Genomic DNA, 15390 nt, shown 5'->3' on the forward strand with positions numbered 1-15390 from the left:
AGCCGATGGAATGGGAAATGGAAGCCGCCGTGGCGGCGGCCGTGGTGATGGCGGCATGGCTGATCCTGCTGCCGCGCGACGCGCGGGGCAAGGCATGGCATTACCTGCTGGCGCCCGTGCCGCTGGTGGTCGCGCTTGGTATCTGGGCCCTGTCGCCGGGACCGCTGCGCTCGATGGGCGCGGCGTGGATCGGGGGCGGTGTGGCGGCCCTTTCGCTGCTGCTGCTGACATGGACGGCGGGATCCTTGGCGCGCAACCATGGCTTCATGGACATCGTGTATCCGATCGCGCCCGCCTTTATCGCCTGGTCCGCCTGGATTCTGGCGGGCGAAATGTCCGTTGCGGCGGCACTGGCATTGCTGGCCGTCACGCTCTGGGGTGGGCGCCTGTCATGGCAGACACTGGGCCAGAATCATGCCCAGGAACGTGAACCCTATGCTTCCTGGCGGGCCAGGGGCGGTTCCCGCTGGCGATTCTGGAGCCTGTTCCAGGTCTATCTGCTGCAAGGCACCATGATCTGGCTTTGGTCCGCGCCCCTGGTCTTCGCGGTCATGGCGCCCGATGGCGGGGCAATGCCATGGCTGGGCTTTGCGGTCTGGGCCTGCGGCTTTGCCCTGCAGACCGCCGCTGACCGACAGCTTGCCCGCTTCCGCGCTGCCGGCGGCGGACGGGGCCGCATCCTGGATCAAGGCGTCTGGGCCCTTGTCCGGCAGCCGAACTATCTGGGGGAAGCCGTCATGTGGTGGGGCTATTTCATCTGTGCGCTGGCGCATCCGCTGGGCTGGATATCGATCGGTGCCCCGATCTTCGCCACATGGTTCATGGGCTTCGGTTCGGCGGGGCCCTTCAAGGAACGGCACATGGCGCGCACCCGGGGCGAAGCGTGGCAGGCCTATTGCCGGCGCACCCCCCGTTTCTTCCCGTGGCCACGCCCCAGGGCAGCTGACAATATCGGTTCTTGAGTCAAATTAGATATTTATAATGGACTGATTGTGCGCCGCATCACACCGCCGGCACCCCCATCGAACCCGACATGCACAGTTAGCGGGCCGGACTTTCCGGCAGGAGGAAACAGATGACAGCCCAACCCAATATCAATGATCTGAACCCCTATATCCACGGCTTCTATGCGCCGCAGCGGCGGGAGTTGACGGCGCTGGACCTGCCCGTGATCGGGGAATTGCCCAAGGACCTGCATGGCGCCTTCGTGCGCAACGGTCCCAATCCGTTCAACGATCCGCAGGGGCCGCACCATTGGTTCGACGGCGATGGCATGATCCACGCCATCTATTTCGAAAACGGCAAGGCGGAATACCGCAATCGCTATGTCGGATCGGCCGATCATCTGGCCGACCGGACCGGTGGCTGCGGCGCCGGGGGCGTGCTGCTGCCGGCCACCCGATCGCGCGGTGAAAAGGTCTACAAGGACACGGCCAACACCGATCTGGTGCTGCATAACGGCCAGTTGATGGCGCTGTGGTACATTTCCGGCACGCCGGTGCGCCTGAACGCGCGCACGCTGGAAACGCTGGGGGAAGAGACATTCGGCGGCCACCTTCCGCGCCATGTCTCTGCCCATTCCAAGGTCGATCCGCTGACCGGAGAGTTCGTCTTCTTCGATTATTCGCTTTACGAGCCGTGGATGAGCTTCGGCGTGGTGTCGAAGGACAATGAGCTGACCCATTTCGCGAAAGTCGATCTGCCGGGCCCGCGCCTGCCCCACGACATGGGCCTGACGAAAAACTACATCATCCTGCATGACCTGCCCGTGGTATTCACGGAATCGGGGCTGCGTAACAGCATGTGGCAGATCCAGACGCAGAACCGGGGGGCGCGTTTCGGCGTCGTGCCACGCAACGGAAGCGGTGATCAGGTCCGCTGGTTCGAAACCGATCCCTGCTACATCTACCATGTCGCCAATGCCTGGGAGGAAGGCGACGAGGTGGTCATGCATGCCTGCCGCATGGTGCCCAACGGGCTGAAGCCCAATCCGGCCTATGGTGCCTATGCCACCATGGTGACGGTGATGGCGCTGCATGCCGTGCCGTTCGAATGGCGCATGAACATGGCGACCGGCGAGATCCGCCAGCGCCAGCTTGATGACCGGCTGGGTGAATTTCCCATCATCAACCAGGAATATACAGGCCGGAAGAGCCGGTGGTCATACAATGTCTCCATGGCGCCGGAGGAGCTTCAGCGCTTCGACGGCCTGATCAAATACAACCTGGAGACGGGCGACAGCGAGGTGTGCATGCACCCGGCCGGCTGGGGCGGGTCGGAGGCGGGCTTCGCGCCGCGCATCGGCGCCGTGGACGAGGATGACGGTTATGTCATCTCCTTCGTCACCGATCCGGTCAATGGCAGGTCGGAGGTGCATGTCATCGCCGCGAAGAACTTCGCCGACGGTCCCATCGCCCGCATCCCCCTGCCGGGCCGCGTACCGGCCGGGTTCCACGGTACCTGGGCGGCCGGCGACCTGATCCGCAATTGAACGAAGGGCGGGATATTCCGATGGAAGCTTTCATCTTCGATGCCGTCCGCTCGCCGCGCGGCAAGGTCCGGCCCGACGGCCCGCTGGCCGGGGTGGAGCCGGCCGGGCTGGTAGCACAGTTGGCCCAGGCGCTGGACGGGCGGGTCGCCGGCGCCGTCGGCAAGGCCGACGCCCTGATCCTGGGCTGTGTGACGCAGACGGGGGCGCAGGGCGGCCATGTTGCCCTCTTGTCAAAGTTCCGGGCCGGCCTGCCCGACGCGGCCACCGCCATCTCGGTCAATAATTTCTGTGTCTCCAGCCTTTCGGCCATCGGCATGGCCGTGGCCCGCGTTGCCCTGGGCAATGACCGCGCCGTGCTGGCCGGGGGTGTGGAACATATGTCGCTGGTCCCCATGATGGGCGACAAGGCCAGCTATTACCGCGACATGACCTATCCCGTGAAAAGCCGGTTCGTGCCCGTGGCGATCGGTGCCGACAGGCTGGCCGCCACCTGGGGCGTGGGGCGGGACCTGCTGGACGCCGCGGCCCTGACATCCCAGTCCAGGGCCGTGGCGGCGGAGGACGATCCGGCTTTGTCGCGTTCCCGCATTCCCGTGCGCGACACGACGGGAGCCGTGATCCTGCAGGTCGATGAATGCATCCGGCCCACCACGCCGGAAAAGCTGGCCGGCCTGGCCCCGGCCTTCGGTGACCTGGCCCGGACCTTCGCCGCCGCCCTGGAGGGGGAGAACGTGGCGCCGGTTCACACCATCGCCCACACCCCGCCCATGTGCGACGGGGCGGCCCTGGCGCTGGTCGGCGCGCGGGATGCCTTCGACGTGGCGCCACGGGCCCGCGTGGTCGCCTTCGCCGAGGCGGGTGGCGATCCGCACGCCTCGCTGACCGCCGGCTTCGCTTCCATGGAAAAGTGCCTGGCGCAAGCCGGCCTGACCCTGGCCGACATGGACCGGATCGAGTTCATGGAGGCGTTCGGTGTGACCGTGGCGCGGTTCCTGCGCGATTATCCCGTCGATGCCGCCAGGGTCAATGTGGCCGGCGGCGCCCTGTCGCGCGGCCATCCGCTGGGGGCCAGCGGCGGTGTCCTGCTGTCATCGCTGCTGGATGCGCTGGAGGCCTGCGATGGCCGGTATGGTCTGGCCGTGGGGGCCGGCGGGTCCGGCGTCGGGGCCGCGATCCTGATCGAACGGGGAGATTTCTGACCATGGCTACGCATTCCCCGAACCCGGCCCTGGAAGCACTGGTCGCCGCCCATGCCGGCACGCTGGCGGATGCCATCAAGGCGGTGGAGACGCGCAACAGTTGGAGCCCGTTTGCCGACAGCCCTTCCACCAAGATCCATGGCGCTGAAAAGCCGGTGGCCGGCAAGGCGGCGTTCGAAGCCCGGCTGGGCCGGCGCTTCGACCTGCAACAGCCGGGCATCGTGGATTGGGTGGGCGCTGAAACCTCCCCCTTCACGCGCCAGCCGCTGGGCATCACCTATCCGCGCAGCGCCCCCGACGCGCTGGTCGCGGCGGCGCAGGGGGCTATGGCGACATGGCGGCATGTCGATCCGGAGGCACGCATCGCCCTCTGCCTGGAAATGGCCCGGCGCCTTTACGACCGCAATTTCGAGATGGCGCATGCGGTCATGCATGTGGCCGGGCAAAGCTATGTCCAGGCCTTCAGCGGCAGCGGCCCGAACGCGCTGGATCGCGGCATCGAGGCGCTGGCCTATGCCGCCAAGGCCATGCGCGACGTGACCCCGAGGGTGCAGTGGCGGCGGCCGTTCGGCCGGGACGATGTACGGCTGGAAAAGCGCTATACCCTGGTGCCGCGCGGCATCGGGCTGGTCATCTGCTGTGCATCCTTCCCGACCTGGAATGCCTATCCGGCCATTTTCGCCAATCTGGCCACGGGCAATGCCGCCATCGTGAAGCCGCACCCCATCGCCATCCTGCCCATGGCCATCGTGGTGGATGTGGCACGCCAGGTTCTGGCCGAATATGGCCAGAACCCCGATCTGGTGACCCTGGCCGTCGATACGCCGGACGCACCGGTGGCCCAGGCCTTCATCGATGATCCGGCCGTCCAGATCATCGATTTCACGGGCAGCCCGCGCTATGGCGCCGTGCTGGAACGGACCATCGTCGGCAAGCTTCTGTTCACGGAAACCGCCGGCCTGAACAGCGTGGTGGTGGAATCCACCGATGATGCGACCGCCACCGTGCGCGCCATTGCCCGGTCGGCCTCGCTTTTCTCCGCCCAGATGTGTACCAGCCCGCAGACGATCTTTATCCCGGCCGGTGGTGTGCGCACGCCGGCCGGCCCGATGGGGGCGATGGACTTCGCCCGGGCCGTCGCGGCGGAGATCGATGCCATCGCCGATGACCCGGCCACGGCCGCGGGCATCATGGGCGCCATCCAGGGAGAGGTCAGCATCAAGGTGATCGAGACGCTGCGGCAGACCCTGCCGCAACAGCCCGGCGTCTCCATCCTGCGTGACGCCCGCCCCTATGCCCATCCCGACCATCCCGATGCCCGCACGATGACCGCGCTGGTGGCGGTCGTGCCCGCGGCGCTGAGCCATATCTATGCGGAGGAACAGTTCGCCCCCGTCCTTTTCATCGTGGAGACGGCGGACGCGGATGAGGCGGTAGGGCTGGCCACATCCCTGGCCAAGGAAAAAGGCACCATCTCCGCCTATCTTTATTCCACCGACGAGGCGTTCGTCGAACGATCGGTCGATGCCTATGCCGCGGCCGGGGCGAACCTGTCCATCAACCTGCACGGGGCGATGTGGATCAACTTCGCGGCCGCCTATAGTGATTATCATGTCACGGGGCTGAACCCCGCCGGCAATGCCTGCCTGGCCGATCTGGCCTTCGTGGCGTCACGGTTCCGGATTGTCCAGCGGCGCTGGCCGGCGGCCGTGGCATGACGGTCCCGGTCCTCATCGCGGGCATCTCCTGCACGCCGCTGGGCAAGCGCCCGGCGCACAGCGTCAAGGATCTCGTGGCCGAAGCCGTCGGTGCAGCATTGCGCGACGCCGGCGCGCGGGCCGACCAGATCGAGGCGGCCTGGTTCTCCAACACCCGGCAGCCGATGCTGGAAGGCCAGAACGCCATTCGGGGGCAGATCGCGCTGCGCCCGCTGGGCCTTTGCGGCATTCCGGTCGTGAATATCGAGAATGCCTGCGCCAGCGGCTCCAGCGCCCTGATCCAGGCCATGACCGCCATCCGGGCCGGCATGGTGGACATCGCCCTGGTGGTGGGGGCGGAGAAGATGGTCTTTCCCGACCGCCCCGATGCGGTTGCCGCCGCGTTTCTGGGCGGCACCGACATCCACGACCTGGAAAATACCAAGGCATATGCCCGCGCGCTTGGTGTCGATGTAGATGACGAGAGCAACGGGCGGCGCAGCATCTTCATGGACCTTTACGCCGCGCAGGCCCGCCTGCATATGCAGCATTTCGGCACGGCGCAGACGGATTTCGCCCGCATTGCCGCCAAGAACCACACCCATGCCCGGCACAACAGGCGTGCCCAGTTCCGCACGCCCATGAGCGTGGAACAGGTGATGGCCGACCGGCTGATCAGCTATCCCTTCACCCGCGCCATGTGCGCCCCGGTCAGCGACGGGGCCGCGGCAGCCGTGGTCTGCTCTCCGGCGGGACTGCGGCGGCTGTCGGGCATGGCCGGGCGGGCGGTGGGCATCAGGGCCAGTGTGCTGCGTTCCGCCACGGTGCGCGCGCCAGCGGCCTTCGACCGGCATATCGGCCGGCTGACGGCGCGGGCCGCCTATGAGGCGGCGGGACTGGGGCCAGCGGATGTCGACCTGGCCGAGGTCCACGACGCCACCGCCTATGCCGAGCTGCAGCAGATCGAGAATCTGGGCCTGGCCGAGCCCGGCACGGTCGGGGAGCGGCTGCGCCGCGGCGATTTCGCGCTGGGCGGCCGCCAGCCGGTCAGCGCATCCGGCGGCCTGCTGGCCAAGGGCCATCCGGTGGGTGCCACCGGCCTGATCCAGCTTCACGACCTGTGCGAGCAGTTGCGCGGCGAGGCGGGAGCGGCACAGGTTGACGGCGCCCGTATCGGCATCGCCGAGAATGGCGGCGGCTTTCTGGGGGGCGAGGAAGGGGCAACAGCGGTTACCATCCTGGAACGTCTTTCAGCATAGCGACAGGCGCCGCAGAGCGCCGAAGGGAGGCAGTCATGATCATCGTCGAGGCCGCACGCATCGCGGAATTCAAGGCCAGGGGCTGGTGGGGCGACACGACGCTCATCGACAAGATGAACGCCCATGCCGATGCCAGGCCGCAGGAAGAGGCGCTTGTCGATCCGCCCAATCTGGCGGAGATCGCCGGCATCACGCCCAGCCGCCTGACCTGGCAGGAAGTGCGTGATGGGGTGGAGAAGCGGGCGGCCCTGCTTTACCGGCACGGGTTCCGCAAGGATGACGTGATCGTCATCCAGCTTGCCAACAGCGTCGATCTGACCCTGGCCCTGCTTGCCTGCTTCCGGCTGGGCGTGATCGCCTCGCCCGCCCCGGCGCAATACCGGCAGAACGAACTGGCCGGCATCGTCCGCCGCACCGGGGCGTCGGGCCTCATCATGGCCGAACGGATCGGCCGGCATGACCATGCAGCCCTGATGGCAGCGGTGCGGGCCTGCTCTCCCGGCTTGCGCCATTGTTTCCTGGTCGGCCCCGGCGGCGGGGATGGGATCAACCTTGCCCAGGCGCTGGCGGCGGTGGTGCCGGCGGATGTGGCCTCCATGCAGGCGGCCGTCGCACAGGATCCGCCCACGGCGGACGATGTCGCCACCATCTGCTGGACATCGGGTACGGAGGCAGACCCCAAGGGCGTGCCGCGCAACCACAATGAATGGATCGTGATGGGGCAGGGGTGCATGGCCTGCGCCAAACTGCGGCCGGGCGATCGCACCCTCAATCCGTTTCCCATGGTGAACATGGCCGGCATTTCCACGGGGCTTTGCACCTGGCTGGAATTCGGCGGCACCCTGGTCCAGCACCATCCGTTCGACCTGCCGGTCTTCCTGTCCCAGATCCGGGAGGAACGCATCAATTATACCGTGGCCCCACCGGCCCTTCTGACCGCATTGCTGTCCAATGACCAGTTGCTGAAAGGCATCGATTTCGGGCTGCTGCGGCGCATGGGGTCCGGTTCGGCGCCCCTGTCGGACTGGATGGTGCGGACCTTCCATGAACGCCACGGGGTGGAGGTCATCAATATCTTCGGCTCCAACGAGGGCGCCTCCTTCGCGGCCTGCCTGGAGGATGTGCCCGACCCCAGGGATCGGGCCATCCATTTCCCGCGGCTGGGCGACCATGGCTTCACCTGGACCTATGCGCTGGCCGACCGTACCTGGACGCGGCTGGTCGATCCCGATACCGGTCACGAGATATCGTCGCCCGGCGTGCCGGGGGAACTGCGCGTGAAGGGGCCGGGGATCTTTTCCGGCTACTGGCAGGCGCCGGAGGTCACGGCCCGGTCTTTCGACGAGCAGGGATGGTTCTGTACGGGCGACCTGTTTGCCATTGCGGGCAACCACAACCAGTATTACCGCTTCGTCGGCCGGCTGAAGGATATCGTGATCCGCGGCGGCATGAATATCTCCGCCGAGGAGATCGAACGCTATCTCATCGAACATCCCGCCGTGCGCGACGTGGCGGTCATCGGCTATCCCGACCACATCCTGGGGGAGAAACTGCTGGCCTGTATCGTGCCGGCCGGCGACGGCCCGACGATGGAGGAACTGAACCGGTTCCTGGTCGAAGAGAAGAAGATCGCCCTGTTCAAGCAGATCGAACGCCTGGAACTGCTCGACGAACTGCCGCGCAACCCGGTGGGCAAGCTTCTCAAACGTGAATTGCGCGCAGTCTTTTCTGAAAATGGTGACGAATGACCGAGCCTCTTTTCTCTTCCCTGCGGGTGCCCGCCATTGCGGCACCCATGTTTCTGGTGTCCGGCCCCGATCTGGTGGTCGCGGCCTGCGAGGCCGGCATCGTCGGCAGTTTCCCCACGCCCAACTGCCGCACCATCGACGACCTCGACCATTGGATGCAGGACATCACAACGCGGCTGGACCGGGCCCGCGCGTCCAGCCCGCGGGCTGTGGGGCCCTGGGCCGCCAATGTCGTGACCCACAGTTCCAATGCACGGCTGGGTGACGAACTGCGTCTGCTGGAAAAATACCGCCCCCCCATCGTGATCACGGCGCTGGGCTCGCCCAAGCCCGTGATGGAGGTGGTGAAGGGCTATGGCGGCCGCGTCTTCGCCGATGTGATCAACATGCGGCTGGCCGGCAAGGCCGTGGAAGCGGGGGTGGACGGGCTGGTCTGCGTGTCGGCCGGGGCCGGAGGGCATACCGGCTATCTGTCACCGTTCGCCTTCGTGTCCGCCGTGCGGTCGATGTTTGACGGCACGATCGTCGTAGGCGGGGGGATCAGCGACGGGGCCGGGATCGCGGGTGCCATCGCGGCCGGGGCTGATCTGGCCTATCTGGGCACGCGCTTCATCGCGACCCGGGAAAGTCTGGCGGCCGATGCGTACAAGCAGATGATCGTTGATCACGGGCCGGACGACCTGATCGTCAGCGATGCCGTCACCGGCACGCCCGCCTCCTGGCTGCGGCCCAGCCTGATCGCCTGCGGTTTCGACCCCGACAACATGCAAAAGCCGGCGGGTGAACGCAATTACACGTCGGGAGCAGGCAGCCAGAAGCGCTGGAAGGATGTCTGGGCGGCCGGACAGGGGCTGCAATCCATCAAGGATGTGCAGCCGGTGGCCGGGATCGTGGATGGGCTGGCGGATCAGTACGAGGCGGCATGCCGCCGGTTCCAGACCTTCGCGCGGGGGCCGGCATGATGGACGGCCCGGGCAATCTGCCGGTCTTTCCGCTGGACCGGTCACAAAGCGGCCTGCAATTGCTGCATCGCTGGATCGAGATGGGGCCGGTGGCCGGCCTGAACGGCACCTTGTGCTCCTATCCGCTGGAAGCCGCATTCGGGCGGGTGCTGTTCGCCTGCCGGCCCGACGACCGGCATGTGAATTTCGTCGGCCTGGTGCATGGCGGGGTGGGGGCGGCGCTGATCGATATTGTCGGCGGTGCGGCCGCCATGTCCTGCTTGAAACCGGGAGAGACATTGCTGACCACGGACCTGAATGTCCGGTTCCTGCGGCCGGTTCACACCGGCCGGGGTGAATTGCTGGCCGAAGGCCGGGTGCTGCACCATGACAACCGGAAGGTCGTGGCCGATGTCTGCGTGCGCCTGGGCACGGAGATCGTGGTCATGGGAACCGCGGGCGTATCGATACGCCCGCCGGCGCCAGGCCTTTGATGCCCGTTCCCGGTGAATAGAACTCTCCGGGAACGGTACGACATGTCGACGCGCAACAGGGAGGGAACCGGAATGGATGATACCGGTGACTGGACGGAATTGCATCGCGGCCGCACCGTGCTGGTCACGGGTGCCGGTGCCGGACTGGGCGCCACGCTCGCCCGGCACTATGCCGGGGCCGGCGCGCGGGTGATGGTCAACAACCGCCACCGCCGCGAGGGGGAACCGTCAGCGGAAAAGGTGGCGCGCAGCCTGCGCGCGGAAGGGTGGGATGCCACCGCCGACCTGCACGCCATCGACGCGCCCGACGCCGCGGCCGGCATCCGCTCCGCGCTGGAGGAACGGTATGGCGGGCTTGACACGCTGGTCCTGAATGCCGGCATCAACGGCACCGCCAGCCGGATCGCCAGCATGGACCCGGCGGCATTCGCCCAGGTCATGGCGGTGAACTTCACGGCGAATGTGGCGCTTGTCCAGGCCCTGCTGCCCCTGCTGGAACGCAGTGCGGCCGGCCGCATCCTGTTCGTCTCGTCCAGCGCGGGACTGCACGGGCTCTACGGCCGGGCGCATTATGCCGCCTCCAAGGGGGCCATGAACGCCTTCGCCCTGACCCTGGCGGCCGAATTGCGGCGCAGGGGCATCGGCGTGAACCTGCTGCTGCCCTATGCCGATACGGCAATGACGGAAGATGTCGGGGCCGCGGTCATGGCGCATTTCGCCGCCGACAAGGTGGCACCCGCGGCACTGTGGCTGACCAGCCCGCAATGTCAGGCGACCGGGGAGATGTGGATTGCCGGCGGCGGACATTTTCGTCGCGCCATGACGGTGGAGACGCAAGGAACCACCGTGCCGGCGTTCGGGCCGCGGGACGGCGGCGCCATCGCGGCGGCGGCGGCCGACCTGGACGGGCTACGCCCGTTCACCGATGGGGAGGCCGCCTTCCGTGACGTGCTGGCCGCCATCGACCGGGGATAGGGCGGCCGCGGCCGTCCCGATCCTCCTCAGGCGAACAGCGCGCGCAGGCGTTTCTTGTCGATCTTGCCGACGCTGGTCTTGGGCAGGTCATCGACGATCCGGAACCGGTCCAGCCGGGCAAAGCGGGTGATGACCCCCGTGGCGATGGCCTGCTCGATGGGGGCGTTCAGGTCGGCAAGGTCCGGACTGGCGCCCGCATCCGGCACGATCACGGCCAATGGCCGTTCCCCCCATTTTTCGTCCGGCACGGCGACGACGCTGGCCTGGGCCACGCCGCGGGCCGTTGCGACCAGTTCTTCCAGATGGATGGAATCGATCCATTCACCGCCCGTCTTGATGACATCCTTCAACCGGTCGCGAATGCGGATGCGGCCATCGGCATCGATCGTGGCGATATCCTGGGTATGCATCCAGCCGCCATGCCACAGGTCGGCGGAGGCCTGGTCGTTGCCGACGTAGCACGGGGTCAGCCAGGGGGCCCGCAGCACCAGCTCACCACGTGCCACGCCGTCATGTGGCAGGTCGCGCATGTCCGCATCCACGATCCGCGCATGGACCAGCGGCACCGGCACACCGGCCGCCGTCAGCGCCTCCACGGCCCGTTCCTCCTGCTCCTCTCCGTCCGGCGCCGGGCGGGCCATTGCGATCATGGGGGCGGTTTCCGACATGCCGTAACCGGCGACCACCACCATGCCGCGCCGGCGGCCCTCGACGCACAGGGCCCGCGTCAGGGCCGATCCGCCGATCACCATCTTCCAGCCCGAAAGGTCGGCGCCGGTGCGGGCGGCCGCATCCAGCACCATCTGCAATATGGTGGGCACGCAATGCGAATAGCTGACGCGATGCTCCTGACGCAGGCGGCAGATCATCTCCGGCTCATACCGGCCGGGATAGACCTGCTTCAGCCCCAGCATGGTGGCGACATAGGGTGCCCCCCAGGCATGGACATGGAACATCGGCGTCAGCGGCATATAGACATCGCCATAGCCGAACAGGGGTGCCACGGGGGAGGCGCCGAACGGTCCCGATGCCGCCAGCGTGTGCAGCACCAGTTGCCGGTGGCTGAAGCACACGGCCTTGGGGTCCCCCGTCGTACCGCTTGTGTAGAAGCTGGTGGCGATGGCGTTCTCGTCGAAATCGGCGAAGGGAAAGCCGGGGTCGGCGGCGGCAGACAGCGCCTCATATTCGCCGGTCGCCCAAGCGGGCAGGGGGCTTTCCTCCCCATCCAGGATCGCCACCACCGCCTTCACATCCGGCAGGGACGGCAGGATGGCCTCCACCAGGGGGAAGAAATCCCGATGGACCAGCAGCACCTCAGCCCCGGCATGGGCGAGCGTGTAGGCCACCTGCGCCGCCGGCAGGCGGATATTCACGGTCAGCAGCACCGCTCCCATCATCGGCACCGCGAAATAGGCCTCCAGATAGCGGTGGCTGTCCCAGTCCATGACGGCCACGGTGGCGCCAGCCTCCACGCCCAGCCCCGCCAGGAAGGAAGCCTGCCGCCCCACCCGCCCGACAAGATCGGCATAGGTCAGGCGCACCTTGTCGCGATAGACGATTTCCCGCGATGCGGCGGTCAGCAGCACATTGGCCAGCAGATGGCGTATGGTCAGCGGATACCGGTAGGCCTCGGCTGTCGGTGGCGCAAAGCGCAGGGGCATCTTCCTCTCCTGGTCGACGGCGGGGGAGGCTGTATCGAGTAGCAACCGCGGGACGGAAGCACCAATTCACAGAACGTATCATTCCATGCGGGCTGCCCATGGGACACCGCCGATCATGCCGCCCATGTATCCAACGATTTGATGAAAGCATTAGCGCGCCGGGGCGGCGGGACCTATCTCCAGTCCACGGTCGGTGCCCCCGAGGCCCCGACCGGGAGGAGCAAAGAGAGCGAGGGCCGACAAGGTCCGCAGGAGCCATCCCGGCACAGGCGGAGCCCCCGGAGAACGGGGGTGGGTCCCGGCCGCCGGCGGTCTGCCGGCCGGCGCCGTCAACCAAGGAGAGAGACCGATGACACACCCGACGCGCGTCAGCCCCGTCGATCACAGAAACCTATCGCCGCGGCAGACCGTGGTCAGTGCCAAGATGGGGAAATTCGGCACGCCGGATGCCTCCAACCTGATGCGGACGATGCTGAATTATCCGGAATTCGCGCGTTCGATCGGTCGCCTTTCCACCCGTGTGACGCTGACCACCAGCCTGCCGTCCCGGCTTTACCAACTGGCCTGCATGCGCACCGTCTGGCTGTGCGACAGCGAATATCTGTGGGCGCGGCATCGGGATGAATGCCTGGCGCTGGGCATCACCGAAGATGAACTTCACCAGGTGGCGCTGGGACCGGTCACCGGCACGCTGCAGGGGCTGGACCGGCTGATCATCGAAGCGGTCGATGAGATGCACTACACCCATTACCTGTGGGACGGGAAATGGACGGGCTTTGACCGGTTCGGCCCCAACGCCGTCATGGATGTCATGTCGACCTACGGCTTCTATGTCACCATGGCAGCGTTCTGCAACAGTACGGGTGTCGCGCTGGAAGATGGCTTTGCCGGCTGGTCCCCCGCGCTGCTGTCATTGAAGGCCGCAGACCAGACCGGCCACAAGCCCCCACAGCCGGGCACACCGCTGCCCGGGCGGGTGACGGAGGCCGATTACGCCGCCCTGACGCCAGAACAGCAGGAACAGGCCAACCGCATGGGCCGCCGCGGCCTGCCTTCGACATCGAAGCTGCAGAAATGCATGATCAACTATGTCGATTTCCTGAAGGCCATCGCGCCTTTCGGCAAGCGCGCCATCGATGATACATCGCTGCCGCCCCGGGTCTGGCAACTGGCGTGCATGCGCACCGTCTGGCTGTGCGACAGCGAATATCTCTGGTCGCAGCACCGCAAGGCCTGCCTGAAGCTGGGCGTCACGGACGAGGATCTGCTGGGTGTGGCAGAGGGGCCGCGGAGCACCCGGCTCAACGGCTTCGACCGGGTGGTGGTGGCGGCCATCGACGAGCTTTATTACCAGAACCGGCTGTCCGACGCGCATTGGGGACAGTTCGACCAGTTCGGACCGGAGGGGGTGACGGACCTGATGCTGGTCTATGGGCTGTACATCATCCAATCCTGCGTCGCCCGCAATTTCGGCACGACGCTGGAGCCGAACTCCCTGGGCTACCTGCCCGAACTGGAACCGCTGCGGGCCGGCCAGCAACGCTGACCACTCGCCATCCCGGTTGCCACCCCGGCTGTGGCGGTGGCGGCCGGGATGGCGATACCGGCGACAGGGTGCGACGGCAAGGGGCGCGGCGGTTCGGAAGACCGGGCCGCGCCTTTCTGCGCTGCCTTTATCCCGTGCTGCGGCCGGTCATCCTGACCGCCCCGGCGGCCCGCAAGGTGGCGATATCGGGGAAGCCGTCCACCGCCATCAGCAGATCCGCCTCCGCCAGCAGGGAGCGCAGGACGTGCACCACGCCGGCGGTTCCATCCAATGCCAGGCCATAGAGATAAGGGCGGCCCACGCCTACGGCCGTGGCGCCCAGGGCCAGGGCCTTGGCCACGTCCGTACCCGACCGGATGCCGCTGTCGAACAGGACGGGCACGGGACCGGCGGCCTCGACGATGCCCGGCAGCAGGTCGATGGCTGCGATGCCGCCATTGGCCTGCCGCCCGCCATGATTGGAACAATAGATACCGTCCGCCCCCTCATCGATGGCGCGCCGCGCATCATCGGGATGGCAGATGCCCTTCAGGATGATCGGCAGTCTGGTCAGGGACCGCAGCCAGGGCATATCCGCCCAGGTCAGCACCTTCCCGAAGGTGCCGGCCCAGGTCTTCACGACGGCCGGAACATGGCCCGCCGCCTCGGCGCCCAGCATGGTGCGGAAGCGCGGGTCGGACGTGTAGTTGGACAGGACATGGCCGCGCAGTTGCGGGAAATTCGCGTCATTGAGGTCGCGTGGCCGCCAGCCCGTGACCCAGGTGTCCAGCGTGACGATGATGGCCTTGTATCCGGCCGCTTCCGCCCGCCGGACCAGGCTTTCAGCCAGTTCCCGGTCCTTGGGCGTGTAAAGCTGGAAGAAGCCGGGCGTGCCGCCCATGACGGCGGCCACATCCTCCAGCGGGTCGTTCGTCAGGGTGGAAACGGTCAACGGCACCCCCGTGGCCGCCGCCGCCCGCGCGGCCTGCAGGTCGCCATGGCCGTCCTGCGCGCACAGCGCCGTGACACCGACCGGCGCCATGAACAGCGGGCTGGGCAGCCTCATCCCGAACAGGTCGACGGACAGGTCACGGGTCGTGCAATCGACCATCATGCGCGGCACGATGCCCCATTCCCGGAAGGCATCCACATTCCGGCGCTGGGTATGTTCATCGCCGCAGCCACCCTGGACATATTTCAGGATGGCGGGGGGCAGCGCCGCCGCCGCCCGCCTTTCCAGGGTTGCGAAATCCACGGGCAGCCGGGGTGTGACACCGCTCAGGCCCGCGAAATAGATATCAAGCTGATAATCTCCGAATTGAGGCATGCCTTGCTTCCCTGATGGGGTTGCGCAATGGAGTACGCCAGCGACCCCTGGGGGCGCTGGCGTCCTTTCTTCC

12 protein-coding genes are annotated in these 15390 nt (G+C 67.0%); 10 read left to right on the forward strand and 2 right to left on the reverse strand.

Translation table 11 applies throughout. The annotated features are described in order from the left end of the window. Window positions 1–5 precede the first annotated feature (5 nt). From ABC728_RS03670 to ABC728_RS03710, 9 genes are all read left to right on the forward strand, one after another. Entirely contained in the window at window positions 6–962 is a 957-nt protein-coding gene (locus ABC728_RS03670) for a DUF1295 domain-containing protein (protein ID WP_416619578.1), read from the forward strand. 113 nt (window positions 963–1075) lie between these two features. Further along, window positions 1076–2491: a carotenoid oxygenase family protein gene (locus ABC728_RS03675; protein WP_416619577.1), complete on the forward strand. Its 1416-nt coding sequence runs from the start codon at window positions 1076–1078 to the stop codon at window positions 2489–2491. A 20-nt stretch (window positions 2492–2511) separates the two neighbouring features. Beyond that, the gene (locus ABC728_RS03680; protein WP_416619576.1) at window positions 2512–3690 is read left to right on the forward strand and encodes an acetyl-CoA C-acyltransferase; all 1179 of its coding nucleotides are present in this window, start codon (window positions 2512–2514) and stop codon (window positions 3688–3690) included. A gap of 2 nt (window positions 3691–3692) precedes the next feature. Beyond that, window positions 3693–5408 carry a phenylacetic acid degradation protein PaaN gene (gene paaN / locus ABC728_RS03685; RefSeq protein WP_416619575.1) on the forward strand — a complete coding sequence of 572 codons (1716 nt, stop codon included), beginning with the start codon at window positions 3693–3695 and terminating at the stop codon, window positions 5406–5408. Continuing rightward, complete coding sequence (locus tag ABC728_RS03690) at window positions 5405–6646, forward strand: thiolase family protein (protein WP_416619574.1); 1242 nt, start codon at window positions 5405–5407, stop codon at window positions 6644–6646. The genes paaN and ABC728_RS03690 overlap by 4 nt, the downstream gene beginning before the upstream one ends. A 35-nt stretch (window positions 6647–6681) precedes the next feature. Then, complete coding sequence (locus ABC728_RS03695) at window positions 6682–8394, forward strand: class I adenylate-forming enzyme family protein (RefSeq protein WP_416619573.1); 1713 nt, start codon at window positions 6682–6684, stop codon at window positions 8392–8394. Further along, the gene (locus ABC728_RS03700) at window positions 8391–9356 is read left to right on the forward strand and encodes an NAD(P)H-dependent flavin oxidoreductase (protein ID WP_416619572.1); all 966 of its coding nucleotides are present in this window, start codon (window positions 8391–8393) and stop codon (window positions 9354–9356) included. The genes ABC728_RS03695 and ABC728_RS03700 overlap by 4 nt, the downstream gene beginning before the upstream one ends. Beyond that, window positions 9353–9829, forward strand: a complete 477-nt coding sequence (locus tag ABC728_RS03705) for a PaaI family thioesterase (protein ID WP_416619571.1) — start codon at window positions 9353–9355, stop codon at window positions 9827–9829. The genes ABC728_RS03700 and ABC728_RS03705 overlap by 4 nt, the downstream gene beginning before the upstream one ends. 72 nt (window positions 9830–9901) lie before the next feature. Further along, window positions 9902–10804, forward strand: a complete 903-nt coding sequence (locus tag ABC728_RS03710) for an SDR family NAD(P)-dependent oxidoreductase (protein ID WP_416619570.1) — start codon at window positions 9902–9904, stop codon at window positions 10802–10804. 26 nt (window positions 10805–10830) lie between these two features. Here the strand turns inward: ABC728_RS03710 and ABC728_RS03715 are convergent, their stop codons facing one another. Next, on the reverse strand, window positions 10831–12465 hold the full coding sequence (locus ABC728_RS03715) for a fatty acid--CoA ligase (RefSeq protein ID WP_416619569.1): 1635 nt from the start codon (window positions 12463–12465) through the stop codon (window positions 10831–10833). Window positions 12466–12814: 349 nt separating this feature from the next. Between ABC728_RS03715 and ABC728_RS03720 the strand changes: the two genes are divergently transcribed. Then, the gene (locus ABC728_RS03720) at window positions 12815–14011 is read left to right on the forward strand and encodes a carboxymuconolactone decarboxylase family protein (protein WP_416619568.1); all 1197 of its coding nucleotides are present in this window, start codon (window positions 12815–12817) and stop codon (window positions 14009–14011) included. Window positions 14012–14138: 127 nt separating this feature from the next. Here the strand turns inward: ABC728_RS03720 and ABC728_RS03725 are convergent, their stop codons facing one another. Continuing rightward, window positions 14139–15317 carry an alpha-hydroxy-acid oxidizing protein gene (locus ABC728_RS03725; protein WP_416619567.1) on the reverse strand — a complete coding sequence of 393 codons (1179 nt, stop codon included), beginning with the start codon at window positions 15315–15317 and terminating at the stop codon, window positions 14139–14141. Window positions 15318–15390 lie beyond the last annotated feature (73 nt).

This window comes from Niveispirillum fermenti (assembly GCF_052474395.1).